This window comes from Desulfogranum aggregans, assembly GCF_055398265.1.
In genome coordinates, this window is the sequence record NZ_AP042447.1 from 2,740,850 (window position 1) to 2,762,304 (window position 21,455).

A 21,455-nucleotide genomic window follows, 5' to 3' on the forward strand; every position below is an offset into this window, starting at 1 on the left:
TCCTCTCGGCAGGAACGGGCCTTGGTGGCTATACTCTCGGCCAAGGTACCCTCGTTGGACTGTCAGGATGCCTCAAGTATTTTCGGTAACTTTTTTGCATGCAGTGTGAATGTACTGGGTTTGGGTATATTTAAGACGCTGAGAAGCAATCTTTTGGATTGTTAAACCAATCATGGCCTTTGCAGTTGAATACGGCAATCTGAAAAAAACGTCTAGGTTAACCACCCTTTTTACAGCAAGTTCGATAAACAGTTTCTGAAAAGTGAAGAAAAAGAGGGATACATGAGTAAAATTAAGCTTGCCCTTGTTATCGATACCATTGACCCTGACATAGGCGGCACCGAAAAACAGATTTTTTTATTGCTTAAGCATATTGATCGTACAAAATTTACTCCATACCTTTGCTGTTTATACAACTCTCCATGGCTTGAGCAGCACAGTGACCTCTGTGATATCCATATCATCAATTTCACGTCTTATCGCTTTCCGAGAAGCTATTGCCACCTACTCCAATTTGCTCACTTCCTTCGCCATGAACAAATCGATATTGTACAAACCTTTTTTCGTGACGGAAATATTGTCGGTACCATAGCCGCCAAACTTGCAGGGGCAAAAATCATCATCTCCAGCCGTCGAAACCTTGGACTCTGGAACACCAAACCATATCTTCTCCTCCTGCGGCTACTCAATCCTCTAGCAACTCGCTTTTATGCTAACTCGCAAAGTGTCGCCAATCACACGATAGCACAGGAAAATATCGCCCCTGATAAAATCGAGGTAATATATAACGGCATCGAGTGGTCCGCTTTTGACAACACAACAGACCTTACACCGGGGACAATTCGCAAAGAATTAAACATCCAGCCTGATGAGATGGTGATTACAGCTGTATCAAATCTCCGCGCCGTGAAGGGCGTGGAAACCGTCATTCGCGCCGCCGAAAAGGTACATTGCACCTATCCAAACATCAGACTGCTCCTTGTTGGGGAGGGGGGAGATCGAAACTTCCTTGAAGAATTAGCTGAACGGCTCGGCATAGGTGATAAGGTTTTTTTTCTGGGAAGCAGAAATGATGTCCCCAAGATTCTCAAAGATTCCGACATTGGTGTATTGGGATCATTGTCGGAAGGGTTGTCCAATGCATTGATTGAATGCATGGCTGCTGGCCTGCCGATTGTCTGCACCAGTGTCGGCGGTAATCTTGAACTCGTTGAAGACACCGTCAATGGTTTTTTGGTTCCTCCCAACAACCCGGAGTTGTTTGCGGACGCTTTAAAAAAAATACTGGCAGCCCCGGACCTGAAGCAAAGAATGGGGGAAAAATCCTATTGTAAAGCGAGGACGACCTTCAATATTGCTTATTGCGTTAAACAAACTGAAAATCTATACGAAAGGTTAGTGCGCTAGCCGTCACAACCAACCTGGAATCATCTCAATATCCATCTAAGGAAAAACACCTATAAAATTTAAAACAATGAACATGAATAAAGACAGAGGCATACGCATTTTCAATCCATTGCTCACCCTTTTGCGCCTATTAAAGTGGAAAGGTTATATCTGGCTCCCCTCCTATTGCCTGCAACCAAAACAGGTACACCGTGCACTCCCCCGAGATGTTGACATCCATGTCATGGTTCTCTTTGTCGATCATTTTGAACCGGCAAAAAAAGAAAAGGCCGCCGGTGTGACAAAGGTTAAGACATGGTGTGAGCAGTATGCAGCAATAGCTGGTCGCCATAAGGATTCTGATGGAGTGTCACCACAGCATACCTGGTTTTACCGCTACGATTACCCAAACTTTGAATGCATTCGAATACTGAGCGAGTACACATATAAAGGGTTTGGAGAAATTGAGTTCCACCTGCACCACGGCTATGACACACCGGAATCATTTTCCAACACTCTTTGCGAGGGGGTAGCATGGTTCAATCAGGCCGGCGCCATGATCTCAGCAGAACAAACGCCATCACGGCAGTTTGGGTATATCGCTGGAAATTGGGCACTTGACAACGGAAGACGCGATTCATCAATGAGTGGCGTAAACACCGAAATAGAGCTCTTAAAAGCAGCTGGATGCTATGCAGACTTTACCTTCCCTGCTTTCGGGGAAAACTCGCAGCCAAGAAAAGTCAATTCAATCCACTACGCAACCAGCACGCCAAAACCAAAGTCATACAGTACCGGAGTTGACCTGGAAGTTGAGCGCCCCCCATCTGGAGACCTGATGATTTTCCAGGGACCGATCTGGGTGGATTGGCACCGCAGCTGTATTGAGTATGCTGCTTTTGAGTCGTACACCCCCTATTTTACCGAGCGTCTTGATTACTGGTTAAAGGCTGGTATCCACGTTAAAGGTCGACCAGAATGGCTCTTTATCAAATTGCATACCCATGGAATGCAAAGCAGAGATGTTTTTTTAAGCGCACAACTCGAGCACATGCTCACGGACCTGGAGAGTAAATTCAAACAGAAACCATTCAATTTGCACTATGTTACAGCTCGAGAGGCCTACAATATCGTAAAGGCGGCCGAAGCTGGCGAGACGGGAAACCCTGACACTTACAGGAACTATGCGGTCAAAAGCCCTGGCAACAGAAAAATATACTGCAATTCTCCCTATAGCCTTCTCGAATACAGCAGCAAAAGGGTTCGCATCGAATTACCCCCTTCCAAGCAATACACTGAGATATGGTTCAGGGAGTTGCCCATAAAAAAAATCAAAGGAAAAAACCTGACAAAAATTGATGTTTCGTATACCCAGAGTTCCGTCGAGTCTCTTGATATTGTATGCGACGGTACTCCTCAGGTAGCATATGAGACGGCATAAGCTTTGTGGGCGAGAGAGCCCCCCCATTCCCATCTCCGAAGAACGCCCTTGCTGCCCGTTTCATCATTTTTCTGCATGGGTACCGGCTACAGGCGCCAAGGAAAGGTAGCCCCAGCGTAACGCCAACGTCTCTTCATCCAGGGCAATCGGCTGCAGGCCCCTGTAGACAATTGCTACGTTTATTACCATCGGTTCTGAACCGCTTTTTTCCTTGGTTTTGCTAAATCTGACAACCTGCTTCCTGTAGTTGAGATCCTGGAGACTGTATGTTTCCTCAACCGTTCCATCTATGGATATAGTGCAAACAAAATAGTCTCCTGGAATTTTTTTCAGGACCGGACTGTATAAATAAAATGTTATTGAATAGTTGCCACTGGATGATGAGGGGATGGCAAGTTCGCCAGAAAAACTAGCTCCAGTTTGCACAGTGCCTTTTGGCAAAACAATCCACTGTTCAAAAGGCTGTAGAGTTTCACCCGGAGACAACTCCATCTCAACACCACCGCCAACCGACGCTGATGTCAATTCAGCATTGCGCATATCCTCAAATACATAGTCATTCCCCCACGACTCTACCGCAACTAGAAGCGCGCCGGCTAATACAGCATAGCACAAAAGTACAATTATCCCGCTGACAGCAACCACCCTGATACCAGCAGCCACAGAAATAAATTGGCCCTCAACTTTTCTGTCACAGCAGTACAAAATGCCCTCAGCAGCAAGGAGACAGAGAACAAAATGAAAGAAATATGAATAACGCGGTGAAACTTCACCCAAAAATACTAAAACCACGCAGGCAATGAGCGGCATAGCACACAACCAGAGAAGGAGCACATTTCCTTCTTTTCTCCGAATAAAATAAAATACCCCTATTAAGCTGAAACCAAGCAAGAAAGGAGTGAATACTATTCTGGTCGCCTTAACAATGTCTGCCGCAGTCTCCTGACCTCCAGCACGAAGATTATCCCCCACGCAACTTGCATATCCAGCCATAAAAAACTTGGCGCTTTTTACAAGGGGCAACAATCCAATAATTTCCAAAGGATTATACCTAACCTGTGAAACAATAATGCGCTTTTGGACACGATCTTTTTCACTCTTTGGCGTGGCGATATCGATACCTTCATATAGCCAATTATATTCTCCAAGCGACTCCATGTTCCAACCACGTGCCATGAACGATGCCTTCCCCCCTTTTAGCTGAACAACCTGATGGGCATCTTTAAATGCATCAAACCATTTGGCCGAGGGGAGATAGATAATCATCGGCAACACTACCAAACCGACGGCCAGGATCAAGTAGCGTTTGCCTGTCCAACCTGCCTTTTTTTTAATGAATTGTAAAAAAAACAAGACCATCAGACAGATGAGCACAAACTGGTGCAGGCCTCTCTGGAGTTTCAGTGCAAACAAAAGAACTCCGAACAACACTCCATACAAGACGACCTTTTTTCCGTCAGGATGAAGCCAGATGGCCTTTATGATCAGCAGGCAGGACAGGAATAAAAAAGTACCGGGTATATCATGAGTATAGTTGAGAACTTCCCAGGTATGCAGGGGAAAAAGCGCCAGGAGAGAGACGGTGATTCGTCGAGTATGCTCTTCCACTATACCTGCAAGGAGCAGAAAGACGAGAAGGAGAGAACCAGTTTCGAGTAAAATGTTGGCTATTTGCACAGCCACAAGATCATGCTCACCAAAGAGAAACTCCATTGGCCAAAAAAAAGGGAACGAGCGGTTAACAAATGCTCGCCAATCATAAAAATGATGAAGATTTACGCTATCCGCCCCCTCAGCAACGAAAAAATTGACAAATTGCTGCATCAATGCATAGTCCTGAGTTAGGACGTATTGCGATGAAAAGAGCCAAATAACAAGCCCTTTGGATACGATAGAAAAGGAGAGAAGCCATCCAAGAAAAATTGGCCCTCGCGAGTTCCGCACCGCTTGGAAACGGACAAAGAACAAAACAAGTAAACCAAGGTAAAAGACACTACCGATTAGAAGCGAGATGCTAAACTCCCTAAGGAACTTCAGACCAACCATCCCTACAGAAAGAAGAAAAGGAGCAACCAGGAGTAACCCCAAAAAGGAGAGGAAAAATACGGTAACGCAGGAAAAAATCTTTGCTTCACTGCTAAAAAGCTTGGCCACTAATTTCATTCTTTAACAAGCAAATTTAATTTTATCGAAATTTCTGCAGTGACACCGTTCCACTGACATTCCCAAGTGACTTTTACAATTTCAAGCTGAACCCTTAGGGCTGCACTCTAAAATTGCAAGACATGAACTCTTTTCACAGCGCGGAGCGTTTAACCAGAAAACCGAGCAGTCTGGAAAAATCTCACCAAAACTTTTCTTTTACTATATGACCAGATTTACTAAGTAGTTTGTACACATAGGCTTGGATCACAACTTTGTTCTGACTTGACACGACCCCTCCATACCACGCCAGAACAGGAAAAATGAAAAAAGTAAAACTTGAAAGGGTATTCATAAAAAATGAATTTTCCCCTGATTCAAACAAGAGAATAGACGGCATGTAAGTTGCTATTGCGTAAATACAAAGTAAAAATATTTTTCTCGATTCAATCCTGAAGAAATAAAATTTTTTAGAAACAAAGCGGATAAATAGTAACCGGACAAAAAAAGTGATAGCTATAGCTATGGCAGCACCAATAGCACTATACCTTGGGATAAGTAAAACATTTAAAACAATAATAATGAAACAGCATATTCCATCAATTATTGGTTTATAATATGTCTTTTTTGATATAAGTATTCCAGCCTCAGCAACATTAGCTATACTATAACACATTGAAGCTATACAAAGAAACGGAACTAAATTATAAGCGTTGTGGAAAGCTTCAGCAGAAATTAACTTAATAACGAATGGGGAGAGAATGGAAATAAATAGTGCTATGGTCACATTTGCTGTGACTGCAAGCATAAAAACAGAGCTGACAATATCTGGGCCATCATTTTTTTTATAATTTTCAAACAAAAAAGGAGCCCAAACTTTTGCGAACGGCTCCATTAAAATCATAGTACCAAACATCCCGAGCTTAAAGGCTAGGGCATAAATACCTACAGCATCAAGGCTTGAGTACACCTTAAGCAGATAGCGATCAGAATTATTGATAATGTACATAAATATAGTGGCAGGAAAGAGAGGCAAGCCAAACTTGAAAAGCTCCTTAAAAATGTGTAGGGACAGCTTCAACTTGCTCCATTTCACGAAAAATAGTAAAAAAGGTACCGCAATCACCCCTGTTACCCAAATATTTGAGATTAAAAACCCGAAAATACCTTGACCAAAAAAATAAAGCAGCACAAAATTGGAAACAATAAGCAGAGATAACTTTATAGCATTAATAGTGACGTATAATACAGATTTCATTTGAATCTGTAAAAAAGCTAGACCAACATTTACCAAAAGCTCAAAAGGAGCCCAAAGAAGCAGCATTTTGATGAACAGCGAATATGACTCATTGTTGAACAGCTTTTCTGCAAAAAATCCGCTAAAGGGATAAAATCCAAATGCCACAATTATTGTAGAGACAAGAATACTGACAATTGTAGTACCGACTACCTTTTTATGCCATTCTTTGTCATCATGATCAAAATACATGCGGATAAATGCCTGCCTGATCCCTAAAAACATAACAAGCATCAATATATCAGCTGAGCGATTAAGAAGCTCCACAACACCATAATCACCAGGCGTCAGAACATGAGTGTACAGCGGGATAAGTAAAAAACTCCCGGCCATAGCCAAAATATTACCGACCCCATAGACAAGAGAATGACGGCCAAGCTCTTTCAGTTTTTCGCTCAAAACTAGTCTCGAGTTATTGATAAAGGTGGTGCACGAGGGTCTCGTGCCGATTTTCTTTCAGGCTGATCGACAACTCGTACTCTTCTTCGAACTGCATCCTGCCTACGACCTCTGCAAACAATCACTAACTTAGATACTTCAGATAATCTTCATACGGTTGGTTTTCTTTTTTCAAGATACTGCTGGGTCATCTGATAGGAAAGAACGGAAAAGGCCGCGACAAGAAGCCAATTGAAGCGCAACATATTGTGCCCGAATAGACCTTGGAATAAAAGCAAAAGGACCATCATTCGAGTTGCTTGAGCCATGACAAAAAAAGATCTCAATGTCGTGTCGTCATACCCCGCTGCCAGCTTCTTTGTTTTTTGGCTGTTGACGAGTACTGTGAAGATCATGAGAAAAAAAGCACCTGTACCCAAAAGGCCAGTTGTCCCCAGGAGCTGGCCAACTAGATTATGCGCTTTCTCTGAGGATCCATCAACACGCTCTTTTCTGTACTTACTAAAACCACCCAGGCCTACTCCAGTAACTGGGTATTCTTTGTACATCTGTACCCCGGCTTGAAAACCGGCAAAACGACCTTTGACTGATTGTTCAGCACTTACCGGACCGGCCCCAGGATTCCAAATTGTCTCAAACCTTTCCCTGTTACTTTCCGGCATGAATTTCCAAAGAAGAGAGCAGGTAAGCAGAATGATTACCACATACCCGATTTTTTTTGAAAAACTCCCTTGTTCCCAAATGATAAGTAGGGCTTGCTGAGCAACAAGCAAGACCATGAATTTGTGTTTAAAAAATAGTATAATCGGCGTCGTAAGTGCACAGAAAACGGCTGACACCTTCCAAAACCCTTGCACCTTCCGACAGTAACACCATGTACAAGCATAATCAGAAGCAGCTCGAACTCCCTGAATTTTCTCTACCCTTTCATGGAGAGCTGGCACCTGACAACAAATGGGTAAAATTAGCTGCCTTGATCCCCTGGGTGCAGTTCGAAGAACGCTATAGGGAAAATTTCTCGAAATCCGGTACCGGGCACCCGGCTCTCTCTGTGAGAATGGCCCTCGCCGCACTGATCATCAAAGAAGAACTAGGTGTCAGTGACAGATTATGCGTTGAGCAGATCACGGAAAATCCGTATCTGCAGTACTTTTGCGGGCTCAAGTCCTTCATCACCATGCCACCGTTTGACGCCTCCATGTTTGTCCATTTCCGTAAACGCTTTCCGGCAGATGTGTTGAGCGAGGTCAACAATGCCATTGCAGAGAAGATGCACGGAGATCAGGACCCACCGGCACCCGGCCAAACACCCCCAGGAACCGATACCGAGACGACGAGCGACCAAAAACCATCTCGCAACAGCGGCCAGTTGCTGGTGGATGCCACATGTGCTCCTGCGGATATCACCTATCCCACCGATATCAAACTCCTCAACAAGGCCCGTGAGAAGAGTGAGCAGATCATTGATATCCTGCATGAAGCCAGAGGACGAGGATATAAGAAGCCGCGCACCTACCGTCAACGAGCCAGAAGACAATTTTTGTCTATTGCCAAAGACAAGCGGATGAGTCGCAAAAAGATTCGAAAGTGCCTCCGTCGGCAATTAGGGTATCTGCGGCGCAATCTCAACTCCATTGATCAACTTGGTGAGCATCAAGGATTTACACTGCTCGGCCGTCGCCATTATAAAGAGCTGCTGGTGATTTCTGAGGTATACCGCCAACAACAGTGGATGTACGAGAACCGCAGTCATCGTATTGATGACCGTATTGTCAGCATTAGTCAACCGCATGTTCGACCGATCAAGCGTGGTAAAGCTGCTGCTGACACTGAGTTCGGGGCCAAAATCAGTATCAGCCTTGTGCACGGCATCAGCTTTGTCGACCATATCAGTTGGGACAACTACAATGAAAGTTGTGACCTTATTGCTCAAATCGAGGCGTATCGTACGCGATATGGTTGCTACCCGGAATCGGTGCATGCCGATAAAATTTATCGTAACCGCGAAAACCGCCGATATTGCAAGCACCACCAGATTCGATTGTCTGGCCCCAGGCTTGGCCGACCGCCAAAAGTGACCCAGGAAAATGCCAAAGCACTCCAAGCAGCAAAACAGCAGGCCAGGCAGGATGAAATTGACAGAAATGCGGTTGAGGGCAAGTTCGGTCAAGGCAAACGCCGCTATAGTTTGAACCGGATCATGACCAAGCTGTCATGTACCAGTGAAACCGCAATCATGATCAGTTTCTTGGTAATGAACCTGAAACGGTGGCTGGCCATCGTCGTTTTATTATTTTTTCAAAGAACAAAAGCTCGATTTGCGAATGTTTGGTGGACGCCTCATAAACTTTCTTGCCTTTTGGCCGGGTTTAAAGCCATCGAAGCCGCAAGTGGTTAATCGTTGTTCAGCAAACCCTAAGTAAAAAAAACAAAATGGTGCAAACAAAGCCAGCTCTACTATTCGTCAAGATGACGCTGATCACGGCAAGGAAGAGATAGGACAGTAAAAACCATGGTAGTATTTTTTTATATGTATCAGGCCATTCAGCACTAATTCCTTTTCTCATTTTCCATAGAAAGAAGAGAAAAGGTAAGGAATGGACAATTGAGCCTGCAAGCCCATTTGGAGAGCCATACAAATGCTCAATACCGATGAGCCTCTTGACGCCCATTGTATATTCACTATGGCCATATACAAAAAATTCCCATAGTGATTTAGAAAGATAAAGGAACATTATAGCTATATAACAGAGTGCAATAAAAACCAGATCATAGGGGGTTCGAATAACTGATATCAGGATATAATAGAGAAAAACTACTGTTAAATAGGCATAAAAAGGATCCCATGCCAATGATGGCTGCAGCCCCAGAAAACCACTCAGTCCGAGGATAAAAGTGAAAAAGCACACTGTAAACGTCTGAGCGGACATTTGGAAACGAGTTCTGGAACTCATCACAATAGCCAAAAGCGTAATCAGCGCATACGTTTTCTGAAACGGGAAATAGTCATTCATCCACGGAAGCATAATCTCCCACGGGCGTATAATAACAAGTGCCAAGTAAAATGCTGTCATCCAGAGCGTTGTCGCTTTAGGCCATATATTGGACCTCAACTCACTCTCAGCACCATCAATCATGCCAGAACCATGCAAACCGCTAACAGAATAATTATTTGATGAAGGCGTCATTGCTTAACATTGCTCTTATTGCTCTTTGAGTATTTGTGCTGCTAACTCTTCGTTTTTCGCCAAGTACCGCCCTGTTTTTTACCATGCAGGAACCGACCAGCCATTATTTTCCTTTTACCAAATTCAAATAAATAGATTCTAAGACTGGTGTCTGCCGAGAAAAACCAAAATTGGCTACTATATTGGCAAAGGCAGCCCTGGCCATTGCTTTACCCATTTCAGGGTCGCCGACAAAACGGAGCATGGCTTCGGCAAGCTCCCTCCTGTTACCTGGCTCAACCAGCAATCCGCTTTCATCGGTCGTAATGATCTCCGGCACACCTCCTACCTTTGTGGCAACTATGGGCACATTGCATGAAGCGGCCTCGAGAAGGACATTAGGAAGCCCTTCTGTTAGAGAAGGAAGCGTAAAAAGATTACAGATAGGCATTATGCAGTCGAGATCTGTTCTATGACCCATAAAATGCACTTGCGGTATGCATTCCTTTGCAACAACCTGCTCAAGATGATGACGAAGGGGGCCATCACCAAACAGCAGTAGATGGGTGTGAGGATGCTCATGATGCACCTCTTTAAAGGCAATAATCAAGTCCTCCTGCGCTTTTTCTGGACTCAGGCGACCTGCTGTTGCAATAAGAAAATCATCTGATGTAAAGCCGAGTTGTTGCCGTGTTTTTTCTCTCCTGAGAAGAAATGGCTCAAATTTTTCCGTGTCGATTGAATTAAGAACGACCTTCAGCTTCTCTTGAGGCACCCCTTTTTTGAGTAATTTTTTTGCGTACCCTTCCGATACAGCGACAATTATTTCCGCAAAACGCAGGAATTGGAATTCCAAAAATTCGAACAATTTCACCTTGGTGTTTTCTCCGGTTACCCCTCTGGAAAAAACAATGGCAGGAATGGAAAGACCTATTTTGGCAAACAAAGTCAAAATTGTCGGTTTGTATCCGTGACAGCAGATAATATCCGGCTTTGAAACTTTGAAAATGGTGCGCAATTTGAAAATGCTGGTCACTTCATAAGAATGCTTGGTAGGAATGCAAATAACATCCACACCACTTTCTTTACACCGTTGTTCCAGTTCGTTTTGCACATTTCCTTCACGGAAGGTAACAAAGGCATGACGGTAACGCCTGCTGCTTTTAATATGTCCAAGAATCTGTCGTTCCGGTCCACCAAAAAAATTGCAGGCCCTGATATGAAAAACTAATGGTATTTGATTTTTCATAAATGAACAGCCTTTTCCCAGCTCTCCTCAAGCTTTCGGGCAAGAACCTTCCATTGATATTTTTCTTCTACAAGTTTTCTGCCAGCTTTGCCGAGCTTGCCGCGAATATCTCTGTCCTGAAATAGTCTCCCGATGGCGGCAGCAAAATTTTCTGGCGTATCCGCCAAAAGAATATCTTTATTATCAACAACGTGTAGGCCTTCAGCACCAATAGAGGTGGAAACAATAGCCTTTTCCATTGACATTGCCTCAAGAATCTTCAATCGTGAGCCACCGCCGATTAACAGAGGGACAATGTATGCTGCTCCTTCATTCATATATGGCCTGACATCGTCAACAGTTCCTGTCAAGGTAACGTTTTTCCTGTCATTTACCTTATCGATGAGTACCTGCATCGGCTTTCTCCCGACTAAGGTACAATGGACCGCCGGAAAATTCTCCTGCACCAGAGGAAGAATCTCGTCAAGGAAATAGAGGAGCCCATTGACGTTTGGTCGCCAATCCAAAGAGCCGGTAAAGACGATTGAATAGGGCCGCACATCGGAGCCATCGGGATGAAAGTAGTCTATATCCACTCCGTTATCCACTACATCAATACTCTGCTGCGGAACCAAACCAGCGATTATTTCTTTGTCTGGCTCGGAAACCGTGACAATTCTTGAATAGAGAGAAAATGCCTTCCGTTCAAAAGCAACCATTTTTTTCCATTGAAGAAAAATATACGATTTTTTAAATAAGTTGCGCTCTACTTCATAGTTTCTCTGCCAGATCAAGGCTTCAACATTATGAGCATCCACCACTGCAGGTATTGTTTGCAAAAATGGCAATAAATTGATGGTGTATGGTGTCCATTCACAATGTATCAAATCGAATGGCAGCTGATCTCGAAGTGCTTGAATTTCCTGTACTAGCATTTTTGAAAAATGACTACTCACACTGTAGGGATAGCTGGAGAAAAGATTCATCATCAATGCCAGATAAAAACCAGCACCATTCTTTTTCCTGATCGGATGATCAATATGCACGGTCCTGATGCCAGCCTTTTCTAACGGCACAGGGTCATTGTCAGTCACCCCCTCATGATTTCGACAAATGAAGGTAATATCATGATGCTTAGCAAGATGCCTGAGTAGATTAAAGGTCCTGATTCTCTTGCCAGTGTTCAATGGGGCCGGAATTTCTTCGTCAACAACTAATATTCTCATAGCAAAAGTAATGAAAAAAAATTAACCCTGCTTCTCTTCAAGTCTTAAACTTTTGTCCAGAAGAGATGCTTTTAAAAACCCCCAGCCAAGCCCAAGGTGGGTTACCCATATTGCCAGGGCCACCAGTAGAGCTGGAAAAAAAGTTCCTCTGGAAGTTGCTTCCCGTAATCCTACACCCATAAGAATGAAAAAATAGAGAAGCATAGGCCAGAGGTGAAGTCCTGTTAACAATGGCAAAGACTTGTTTAATCCCATTGAAATGGGAAGCAACAGCGAACCAAGAAGAATACCCACAGGAACAATTGTTTCTTTGGTAAAGCTTTCAGGATGTTTTCGAATAAACCTCCAGCGCCCAACACCATATCTGGTCTGCTGCTGAAACAATTTACTGAAGGTATCTCTTGGATAATAATAGACTTTTAAATCAGGAGATGTATAGGCCTTGATGCCTTGTTTTCCAACGCGATAATTAAACTCAACATCTTCAGCCGCGTCAAAATTTTCGTCAAAATAGCCAACTTTTTCAAAGATTGAACGGTGATAGGCAAAACCGCTACTGGTTGGATCAATGAATCCCTCATGGTCACTGTAAATATATGATTTCCTGCTGTGCCCGATTGAACTTCCTCGAGCAACAGCTATCCAAAAAGGTAACCCTTGCCGCAAACCGGGAACATTCAGGGGCTGGGGTCGAGAGAGGCAGATTGCTTTCCTTTCTTTTACAATTTTTTCAATATTATAAAAAATATTATTATTCGGTATATAGACATGTCCATCTATGACTGCAACAATTTCTCCCTTGGCGACCTTGACCCCTATAGTACGAGCACGACTGGAGAGTTTTCCCGGGTTATTGAGCAGTGAAATATTATTTTGAGGATGCTGATCAATAAATCGGGAAACCTTTTCTTTGGTTTTATCAGTAGACATTCCATCAACAACAATCAATTCATATCGATCACAAGGATATTCTTGACTGACCAAGCAAGAAAGCGTTCCTTCAATAAACTTCTCTTCATTTCTTATTGGAATGACAATACTGAGATAGATCATTTTAAATTAACAACCATTAGATTTTCAATTCATCCTCATAGGATATCACATAAATTCTCTCGATTCCATATAAAGAAACTTGCATTTTTAGATATAATTAACGAAATAAAACAGCAAATTAAATGAATGTTTTTTTCGTATTTTTTTCGTATACCTGATCCCTTTAATACAAAAGATACCTGAAAAGTTTATTTCTTTTTTAACAATTCCGTACAGACTGTCGGGATCTTTTCCCATCCTACCCCCTCTGCAGACGTCCCTACCTTTCCGGAGATAACTGTCAAGCAATAACCTGACGACAAGCACGAGGGAAAGCGTATTACCTCCATGTGTTATCTTATAGATACATCTCCCCCAAATCCAAGGAAAGAAAACTGGGGAGGGCAACTTTCCGGAGTTGCGGGAACCCGATGATAACAAAAAGGTATCCAGTGGCGATTAGTCCGGGTAAGCAATCGCCCGGTCAGCTGGGGAGAACGACCAGGATCGAACCTGATACAGACGGGCGTATCGAAAAAAATCTCTCAATGGGCTGAAAAAACGGATGCTCCAGCGACACAATAATGGTTTGACCGTCAGCACCTGTACCAGTACCAGGTATTGGCCCACCTGTTGATATCGGCCTCCCCTAGTAAAAATAATAACAGCTCTGTGGCCAGCTGACGTAGGCGACCGGAAGGAAACACACCGCACCATGCGGTAGTTTAAAGAGAACCCGCAGCTTTTCCTACAGACACCAGCACTCTCATGGAAGGCTTTCTGCAGTGAATCATCCACGGTTTAGCTGATACTGGAAAAAAATAAAGAAACTGTTGAGATGAGGGAGCTGGTCAATAAATCAAATTTTCAAAGATCATGCCTTTGCAGCAAAGCACGACAGTAAGGCTGAGCTGCAAAACACATCAAACCGACTGATATTCATGGTGCTTACACCGGGAACGGTTGAAAATCAAAATCGTTCAATAACCTTCGTAATCGGGATTCGGTTTTTGCAAGATTGTTATAGTGACGAAACTTTGAAAAAAATGAAGCTGATTGAAACCTAGGTTGGTTGATGTCAATCTCCCAAGGGTGCAAATAAAAAATAAAAGGTTGACGCTCTTTAGTATTTATCGACCTTAATGCCATCCTGGTGAACCAGTACGGAAAGAGACGAAAATAACCTCCTCCGGAAACCGGAAAGGGCTTCCCCAATATAACAGCCGTTGAAATGGGGTACTCTTTCAGATTGAGAGAGGAGTGAACATAAGGAAAGCGGGGAGAGCCCGGAATTCCGTAATTATCATGTACAATGGGAAAGATGCTCGAGTCATAGGAAAACCCAATTTCCTCAAGTATACCAAGCGCCCACAATGATTTTTTGGTAATGGAATAGCTGGGTGCCCGATAGCCTGATACGGGCTGTCCGGAGATGTCTTCCAACAGCGCTTTTGCCTTTCGCGTATCCTCACGAAACTCATCAGGGGTAAGCGAATATACTTTGCGATGCAAATAACTATGACATCCTATGGGGTGACCGGCATTAACAATGCTGCGCACCAACTGCGGAAACCTTTCTGCCACCCATCCCACAATAAAAAATGTGGCTTTTGTGTCATGCTCGCTTAGAATTTCTATAATCCTCGTGGTATTGCGGACAACACGAGATTCAAATCCATCCCACTGTGCTGGAGTCACATTTTTTTCAAAAGCTGAAACCTGAAAATAATCTTCAACGTCTATGGTGAGAAAATTTTTCAACTGTGATTACCGTGCAACCTTCAATAACACTTTATTTACCCCTTGCAAAAACACCAATCCAAGAATAAAGACAACCACCCCTGAGAAATCATGAAGAAACCCGCGCGCAACTTCAGGGCCATAGAATGAAGCCAACACAGCTGTTCCTGAAAGTCGAATCGTATTGGCAATTATAGCAATAGGCGCGGAAGAAAAAAACAAAATCCACTTTTGCCATTGATCAAGATTAGATAGCATTGCCAATGCCCCGCTCAGAGCAAACATTGTCACAAGAGATCGAAGTCCCGAACACGCATTGACGACTTCGAGGGTCATGTTGGCAAGGTGAAGGATATTTCCTTCACGAAAAATGGGTATGCCTAGGAACCTTACAACCTCGGCTGTGACTTCACTTGATAATAGCTGCATTGGAAAGGCTATCTTGTTCCATATGATAGCCGGTAAGGGTATCATAAATATGAGATACCCTATGGGAGGCAGCATCTTCTTTGTTATTGGCTTGCCAAATAAAAACAAGCTGCTACCGAGCAGTACCACAATGAGAGAAGTTCGCTTTAGAAAATATTCTGAACCTACAGAAGCGATGTATAATTGGCACAGGCCGGCAAGCACAACAAGCAGCCCCCAATTTGCCGGCTGGATGCCTATTGCCTTTATCTCGTGTCTCATCCTGTAAATGAGATAGCAGCTGATAACCGGAATAAAAAAACCGTGAGAATAGTCATCATTGACTTTCCAATCATAAACAAGATCAACAAACACTGGATAGTAAAGTATGCCTAAAGTGGTCAATACAAGCACAAGAATACAACTGGAAAACCGGTTTATTGGATTCGATATAATCGCCTGACTCACAGCCCACTCCCGGGTATGAACTTGTCCAATTCCGGCACTACTAATTCGGCAAACTCAGTGAGAACCTTTCGGACATTGTCAACATCACCATCAGGCACAGGAGCTATTAATCGCACAAACGTTCCATCTCTCCTTTTCTTCAAAACAGAATCCACAACAAGGTAAACTTTTTCCCAGTATTCCGAATAAATAATCCTCCCCCGATTTTGGTACCAATAGTACACTACCTGATATTCACTTCCGTTTCGGATAAGCAATTCAGAGATATTCACCGACCTCTTACTTCCCTTGGGAGTGATCTGAACTAAACCGGTAGTATCTATACCCCATCCACCGCCTGGAATACAATTTTTGGGAGAATGATACCCTGTACCGTTACCGACAGCTTCGTAAAAGGCAACATAGAAGTTTACGACTACACTATCAGATTTTGAATAATTATATTCTACATAATCGTCTACTCCTAGTAACTTTATGACCTCATCACTTGATTTTTTTGAAGAAAAAGCCTCCCATTCTTCAAGTACTAAAGGAAAATTTTCAAGCGGTCTTTTTATAGGCGTACGATTCACTCCATCAACACCTCGCAGTAATATCGCAGTCAATAGAAAAAGAAGGCAGAGGAGTATTACTCGGGGAAAAGAAAGCTTCATTTTTTCTCAGTAGACTACCATCTCCACAAGTCGGCACTCGCTGAAAGTGTAAATAAAATTCGATGATCATTATACTGATCACGATTAAAATCTCCATCGGAGACATAGTATGAATAACGCAACCGGGCATTGTAATACTTTAAAAAACCATAGGTTAGACCAGCACCGACTTCATAAATATCTCTTTCATAGGTGGTATCAAGAATTGACTCCTCATCGCTAGCTCCAGCATCTTCATCGTTCGTGGTCAATCTTTCTCCCTGGGGATTGAGGCTGGATTCCCACCAATATGTGGCAAACACATCTCCTGAAAATCCTTGTGTAAACTGGAGGTTGTAACTCGCTGTTGCCCTATAAGTATCTTTAAAACCAAAATCAGTCCGACTGCCGCTGAAGTTGCGGGTATCATATTTTTTTTCTATTAACACGTTCAGAGAAGAGTGGAGAAAACCACGACTAAACTCAAGGTAGACATTATAATCCCACTCCCCTTTAGCCCCTTCACCATCAACATACGTGGGGCCACCACCTATGGTCAAGTTTGTATGTGGGTCGAAATCATGGTCCCATCCAATCGTAAACTCATGAGCCCAGCTATCCCTCTGAATTTCATTATCGTACTGTGTACCGATAAAATTATAAACAAAAGGATAAGTATTGTTTGGGTCATTCAGGTAATCAAACCTGAGGGTTGCCCTGTATTCCTCCAGGTCTCCAGAAATGGGTTCATTCGTTTCCGGGTCGATAACATTATCGTCATACAGGCCCTTTACATAATCCAGAACAATTAAGGACCGATAGTTTGTGCTATACCGATAATCAAAGTTTGCGAAAAAGTTGTGCCGATCGAACTCCCTATAGTTGCTGTCGTCTGAATCATTGCGCAAAACTTTATAACCATATCCACCACCGACACTGTTCTCCGCCCCAAAAAAATAATCGGTCTGTAATCGTAAATTATTGGTCCAATAGCGTTGCCGCCCTTGATCTCTCGTTAATTCTTCACTAGGACTAATTTCCTGCGTACTTGTGTCGGGAGATGGTTGAGGCTCTTGGGTCTCGACAGACTCCTCCTGTTCGGCACTAGAAGCCGAGACACTCAAGCCTTCACTACCAAGACGTTGCACGGGGTCATCACTCTGCTGGAAATAATTGTCCAGCCTTACCGACCAGTGACGCGTGATAAATTTTTCGCCGAATATGTCGAGATAATGATCTACTTCGTTTTCCGAGGTCTTATCATCATACTTGAACACAGGCGCATAGCGAAAAGTATATGAATCTCTAATACCCTGAGATGTTACAGTCACTTCTGGCCATATACCGTACTGCTGTTTGTCCCCTTCGTCAGGATCAACCAGAGTGCCTTCACTAACCAGCTGTTCTTCACTATCGTATGATCTCTCCCAAAAATCCAGGCCAACACCTAAACTTCCGCTCACCACGGTTTGCCTTGCCATGGCTGGAGCGACAAGTAGCGCTACTCCCATTGCTGTCAGATAATATCTTTTCAATTTCAAGTACCTACCCTTCTTAATGCGCAACAATTATATCACCCGGCTTCACAATTATGTTCTTTTCCAAGTCCTTCCCTTTGAGAAAATCATCATAGTCAAACTTGAAGGTTTGACCTGCTTTACTATTTGATTTCTCCGCTTGCGAATCAGCTGAGTAATCCTGACGAATGACAGTAATCTCAGAGTTGGACCACTCATTGAATCCGCCGGCTTTGGCGATAGCTTTAACCACGGTAAGCGGAAAATCGAGATGAAATAATCCCGGATTCGCAACGTTCCCCATCATAGTGTATTGTCTGCTATTACTCTGAACTAGAGTCGTCGTCACGCTGGGGCTTTCATATATGGTGGAGTATACTTTTTGCAGGTAGTCCGCAAGCTGGGTCAATGTCATGCCGACCACGTAAACATCACCGACGTGCCTAAGCGATATTCGGCCATCCATCCTCACTTCGGTTCCGGTTCCACGGCCACGGATAAACTCTCCGCCTTGAATAATATCAGAGGTTGTTGAAGTAGGAGTAAGCCCACCGACCCCCATGGCCCCTTCTCCGTATATTTCAACATAGATGATATCGCGATAACCGATAACATACTCCTCATCGGCAACGTCCGTTGCTTGAGCACCCAATATTTCTCTTCGAAGCTGCTCCTTCATCGCCTTGTCAACAGGAGCATCGCTGGTTGATTCCGCGGCAGAACTCACCTGTGGTACTCCAACCTGGAAAAACAGAATAATGAAAATCCAAATCGCTAGAAACAACAGATTACTTTTCATCCTTCGCCTCCTTTTTACTCAAAATAAATTCCCGTACTCATCCTCTACAGGTAAGAATTTAGAGGATTACATATAGTTGTTCAATCAATAAAGAAATAATTGGTTATTAATTTGAACACCCCTTGCTATTATTTCATCTGGGACTCAGTCATCGGCATATTCAATAATCTCCTGAAAAGCAAACTTTTTTTTTCTCTAACATTCTGATAAGGTACGTCATCAATTCTATTACTTTTCCCATATCTGACGGGGGTACCATGAAAGTTAGGGAGATTGGATATTTCACTATATCAGCTGTGATCATTGCTTTTTTCCTGCTCGCATCAGGCTGTAAGGACAATGCGAAAAACGGTGAAACGCAGTACAAAAAGGCGATGGTCTACATCGATGAGTCCAAGGAAAAGGAAGCAATCATCGAACTCCGCAATGCCATCCAAATCGATCCTAAGTTTGCCGAGGCACGCTACCAGCTCGGATTGCTGTATCTCAAAAACGGCTACCCCCGCCAGGCTTTTGGTGAGTTTCAGCGGGTCTCCACCCTTGATCCGAACAACTTAGACGCCAAGATCAAGACGGCTGAATTTTACCTTCTGGGCCAAAAACACGACGAAGCAAGAAACGCCATTGAAGGAGTTTTAACCAAAGATCCTAAAAATATAGACGGACTGGCACTCCTTGCTAACCTGGAACTCATAGAGGGAAATACCGGGCCCGCTCTTGAAAATATTATCAAAGCGATAACTCTTGCCCCGGAACTAGATCGTCTCTACATCATTCAAGGGAAAGTGTTGGCAGAGACGAGGCAGTTTAAAGAGGCGGAGGCCTCAATGATCAAGGCATTAACGTTGAACGGTGAGAAACAGGCAAATTACACTACTCTCGTCTCTTTTTATACCAGTCAACAACAGTATAATAAAGCAAACGAGGTGCTGCAAGCCATGGCTACCGCCTTTCCGCAATCTTCACAACCATACTTGCTGATGGCATCCCTTTCCATGAGAAAAGGAGAAATTGACACTGCCGAACAGCACCTTCGTAAGGCGATGAAAATCGATCCGAACAACGCTGGGCTGATAGTCTCGACAGGAGATTTTTTTAACAAGCAAGGAAAAAATGACGAAGCAGAAAAGCTGTATAAGCAAGCTATTGACCTGTCCGATAGTCCCGAAAACATAAAAGCCAAACTTGCCAATTTTTATTTTGAACAACGTCGGTTTGATGAAGCAAAACAGGTGATCGAAGCAATCTTCAAAACCAATCCTAAAAACGGCGGTGCCAAATTGGTAGAGGCAAAATTCCTCCTCAAAGATGGGCAATTTAACGAGGCTCTCGATATAACTTCCCAATTGTCGAACAAATACCCTAATTGGGGCGAGGTTTATTTTGTTAAAGCCATGGCTCATAACAGCCTAAAGGAATCAGACCTGGCCAAAAATGCGTTCCTCAAAACGGTAGAGAAAAACCCTAGCCATGCCAAGGCTCGCACCATGCTTGCGCTGCTTTTCCTGCGTGAAGGAGATTTTGCCGAAGCAAAAAAGGAGGCCGCTATCGCCTTAAAGATCGATCCGAAGAACTTTCAGGCCGCGATGCTGCTAGCGAAAGGGGTTTTGTTTTCCAAAGAGTTTGAAAATGCAAAACGAATGCTCTCCGAGTTGGATTCAAAAGTACCTAATAATACAGAAATTTTAGGCAACCTTGGCCTAGCCTACCTGGGCCTTGATCAACCGGAAAAAGCTAAGGAAACATTTGAGAAGATTATGGCTGTGCAGCCGGGTAACGCTAAGGCTTTCACCTTCTTGCTTAAACTCTCCCGGGAAGCAGGCCAGGATAAAGATACACTGATCACCATGACCCGTGAGCAGATAGACAAAGCACCGGACAGTGCTGGCCTGCAAATCCTCTTTGCCAACTTGATGCTCAGCTCCAACAAGCCCGAAGAGGCGCTGAAAGCGTATAAATTAGCCCAAGAGCTTGACCCGCATAACCCTCGGCCCTACACGATGAGTGCTATGATCCTCAACAAGCAGGGAAAGACGGCTCAGGCTATTACTGAGTATGAGGACCTGCTGGCGAAAAAACCGGATAACATTGGCGCCTATATGGGCCTTGGGGCAATCTACGAGCAAACTGGCAAAACTGAACGGGCTAAGGAGAACTACCGTAAGGTGCTAAACCTAAATCCCAACTTTGCCCCGGCTGCCAACAACCTTGCCTGGTTAATTGCTGAAAGTACAGATCCCGACCTTGGGGAAGCTCTTCGCTTGGCCATGATCGCCAAACAGGAACTGCCAGATAATGCGAACATCATCGACACCCTCGGTTGGGTGCACTTCAAGCGCGGGTCGTATACACTCGCCAGGAACGAATTCGAGCAGGCGGTGGAAAAGGACAGCAACAATACAATTCTGCGGTACCACCTTGCCCTTGCGCTGCATGGCGAAGGAAAAACGGACGAAGCCATTGAGCAGATGAAGCAGGTGGTGGAAAGCCAGCAAGAGTTCAAAGAAAAGGCCGACGCAGTTGAAAAGCTCGAGAAATGGCAGCAGTCATAGCCCTTATCCCACCCAGTAATA

General features: G+C 43.8%; 16 protein-coding genes. 4 read left to right on the top strand and 12 right to left on the bottom strand.

Going from position 1 to position 21,455, the window contains the following annotated elements:
* Positions 1 to 282: 282 nt before the first annotated feature.
* Positions 283 to 1,407, top strand: coding sequence for a glycosyltransferase (locus tag ACZ52Z_RS12075; protein ID WP_464267033.1), 1,125 nt, complete (start codon positions 283 to 285; stop codon positions 1,405 to 1,407).
* A 73-nt stretch (positions 1,408 to 1,480) separates the two neighbouring features.
* Positions 1,481 to 2,827 (top strand): hypothetical protein, encoded by a 1,347-nt coding sequence (locus tag ACZ52Z_RS12080; RefSeq protein ID WP_464267034.1) that lies wholly within the window; start codon positions 1,481 to 1,483, stop codon positions 2,825 to 2,827.
* Between the two features lie 63 nt (positions 2,828 to 2,890).
* Here ACZ52Z_RS12080 and ACZ52Z_RS12085 read toward each other — a convergent pair whose 3' ends face one another.
* From ACZ52Z_RS12085 to ACZ52Z_RS12095, 3 genes are all read right to left on the bottom strand, one after another.
* Complete coding sequence (locus ACZ52Z_RS12085; protein WP_464267035.1) at positions 2,891 to 4,990, bottom strand: hypothetical protein; 2,100 nt, start codon at positions 4,988 to 4,990, stop codon at positions 2,891 to 2,893.
* 181 nt (positions 4,991 to 5,171) lie between these two features.
* On the bottom strand, positions 5,172 to 6,665 hold the full coding sequence (locus ACZ52Z_RS12090; RefSeq protein WP_464267036.1) for a lipopolysaccharide biosynthesis protein: 1,494 nt from the start codon (positions 6,663 to 6,665) through the stop codon (positions 5,172 to 5,174).
* 149 nt (positions 6,666 to 6,814) lie between these two features.
* Positions 6,815 to 7,444: an O-antigen ligase family protein gene (locus ACZ52Z_RS12095; RefSeq protein ID WP_464267037.1), complete on the bottom strand. Its 630-nt coding sequence runs from the start codon at positions 7,442 to 7,444 to the stop codon at positions 6,815 to 6,817.
* 95 nt (positions 7,445 to 7,539) lie between these two features.
* Here ACZ52Z_RS12095 and ACZ52Z_RS12100 point away from each other — a divergent pair, with 95 nt between their 5' ends.
* Positions 7,540 to 9,063 (top strand): IS5 family transposase, encoded by a 1,524-nt coding sequence (locus tag ACZ52Z_RS12100; protein ID WP_464267038.1) that lies wholly within the window; start codon positions 7,540 to 7,542, stop codon positions 9,061 to 9,063.
* 7 nt (positions 9,064 to 9,070) lie between these two features.
* On the opposite strand, the gene ACZ52Z_RS12105 is transcribed toward ACZ52Z_RS12100, so the two are convergent.
* The 9 genes from ACZ52Z_RS12105 to ACZ52Z_RS12145 all read right to left on the bottom strand — a co-directional run bounded on the left by ACZ52Z_RS12105 (position 9,071) and on the right by ACZ52Z_RS12145 (position 18,882).
* Positions 9,071 to 9,853 (bottom strand): hypothetical protein, encoded by a 783-nt coding sequence (locus ACZ52Z_RS12105; RefSeq protein WP_464267039.1) that lies wholly within the window; start codon positions 9,851 to 9,853, stop codon positions 9,071 to 9,073.
* 103 nt (positions 9,854 to 9,956) lie between these two features.
* Positions 9,957 to 11,081 (bottom strand): glycosyltransferase, encoded by a 1,125-nt coding sequence (locus ACZ52Z_RS12110; protein WP_464267040.1) that lies wholly within the window; start codon positions 11,079 to 11,081, stop codon positions 9,957 to 9,959.
* A complete protein-coding gene (locus tag ACZ52Z_RS12115; protein WP_464267041.1) occupies positions 11,078 to 12,286 on the bottom strand; it encodes a glycosyltransferase in 1,209 nt (402 codons plus the stop codon). The genes ACZ52Z_RS12110 and ACZ52Z_RS12115 overlap by 4 nt, the downstream gene beginning before the upstream one ends.
* A 21-nt stretch (positions 12,287 to 12,307) precedes the next feature.
* Positions 12,308 to 13,339, bottom strand: a complete 1,032-nt coding sequence (locus tag ACZ52Z_RS12120) for a glycosyltransferase family 2 protein (protein WP_464267042.1) — start codon at positions 13,337 to 13,339, stop codon at positions 12,308 to 12,310.
* 927 nt (positions 13,340 to 14,266) lie between these two features.
* On the bottom strand, positions 14,267 to 15,079 hold the full coding sequence (locus ACZ52Z_RS12125) for an XrtA system polysaccharide deacetylase (RefSeq protein WP_464267043.1): 813 nt from the start codon (positions 15,077 to 15,079) through the stop codon (positions 14,267 to 14,269).
* Between the two features lie 6 nt (positions 15,080 to 15,085).
* Complete coding sequence (locus ACZ52Z_RS12130; RefSeq protein ID WP_464267044.1) at positions 15,086 to 15,934, bottom strand: exosortase/archaeosortase family protein; 849 nt, start codon at positions 15,932 to 15,934, stop codon at positions 15,086 to 15,088.
* Positions 15,931 to 16,587, bottom strand: coding sequence for an exosortase C-terminal domain/associated protein EpsI (locus ACZ52Z_RS12135; protein WP_464267045.1), 657 nt, complete (start codon positions 16,585 to 16,587; stop codon positions 15,931 to 15,933). The genes ACZ52Z_RS12130 and ACZ52Z_RS12135 overlap by 4 nt, the downstream gene beginning before the upstream one ends.
* 14 nt (positions 16,588 to 16,601) lie before the next feature.
* Complete coding sequence (locus tag ACZ52Z_RS12140) at positions 16,602 to 18,107, bottom strand: hypothetical protein (protein ID WP_464267046.1); 1,506 nt, start codon at positions 18,105 to 18,107, stop codon at positions 16,602 to 16,604.
* A gap of 13 nt (positions 18,108 to 18,120) precedes the next feature.
* Entirely contained in the window at positions 18,121 to 18,882 is a 762-nt protein-coding gene (locus ACZ52Z_RS12145) for a polysaccharide biosynthesis/export family protein (RefSeq protein WP_464267047.1), read from the bottom strand.
* Between the two features lie 257 nt (positions 18,883 to 19,139).
* On the opposite strand from ACZ52Z_RS12145, the gene ACZ52Z_RS12150 reads away from it, so the two are divergent.
* A complete protein-coding gene (locus tag ACZ52Z_RS12150; protein ID WP_464267048.1) occupies positions 19,140 to 21,434 on the top strand; it encodes a tetratricopeptide repeat protein in 2,295 nt (764 codons plus the stop codon).
* Positions 21,435 to 21,455: the final 21 nt, after the last annotated feature.

Bases quoted from the DNA above. Each gene is read 5' to 3' on its own strand.
- ACZ52Z_RS12075 (WP_464267033.1), top strand. From the start codon at position 283: ATGAGTAAAATTAAGCTTGCCCTTGTTATCGATACCATTGACCCTGAC.
- ACZ52Z_RS12080 (WP_464267034.1), top strand. From the start codon at position 1,481: ATGAATAAAGACAGAGGCATACGCATTTTCAATCCATTGCTCACCCTT.
- ACZ52Z_RS12085 (WP_464267035.1), bottom strand. From the start codon at position 4,990: ATGAAATTAGTGGCCAAGCTTTTTAGCAGTGAAGCAAAGATTTTTTCC.
- ACZ52Z_RS12095 (WP_464267037.1), bottom strand. From the start codon at position 7,444: ATGGTCTTGCTTGTTGCTCAGCAAGCCCTACTTATCATTTGGGAACAA.
- ACZ52Z_RS12100 (WP_464267038.1), top strand. From the start codon at position 7,540: ATGTACAAGCATAATCAGAAGCAGCTCGAACTCCCTGAATTTTCTCTA.
- ACZ52Z_RS12105 (WP_464267039.1), bottom strand. From the start codon at position 9,853: ATGACGCCTTCATCAAATAATTATTCTGTTAGCGGTTTGCATGGTTCT.
- ACZ52Z_RS12110 (WP_464267040.1), bottom strand. From the start codon at position 11,081: ATGAAAAATCAAATACCATTAGTTTTTCATATCAGGGCCTGCAATTTT.
- ACZ52Z_RS12115 (WP_464267041.1), bottom strand. From the start codon at position 12,286: ATGAGAATATTAGTTGTTGACGAAGAAATTCCGGCCCCATTGAACACT.
- ACZ52Z_RS12120 (WP_464267042.1), bottom strand. From the start codon at position 13,339: ATGATCTATCTCAGTATTGTCATTCCAATAAGAAATGAAGAGAAGTTT.
- ACZ52Z_RS12135 (WP_464267045.1), bottom strand. From the start codon at position 16,587: ATGAAGCTTTCTTTTCCCCGAGTAATACTCCTCTGCCTTCTTTTTCTA.
- ACZ52Z_RS12145 (WP_464267047.1), bottom strand. From the start codon at position 18,882: ATGAAAAGTAATCTGTTGTTTCTAGCGATTTGGATTTTCATTATTCTG.
- ACZ52Z_RS12150 (WP_464267048.1), top strand. From the start codon at position 19,140: ATGAAAGTTAGGGAGATTGGATATTTCACTATATCAGCTGTGATCATT.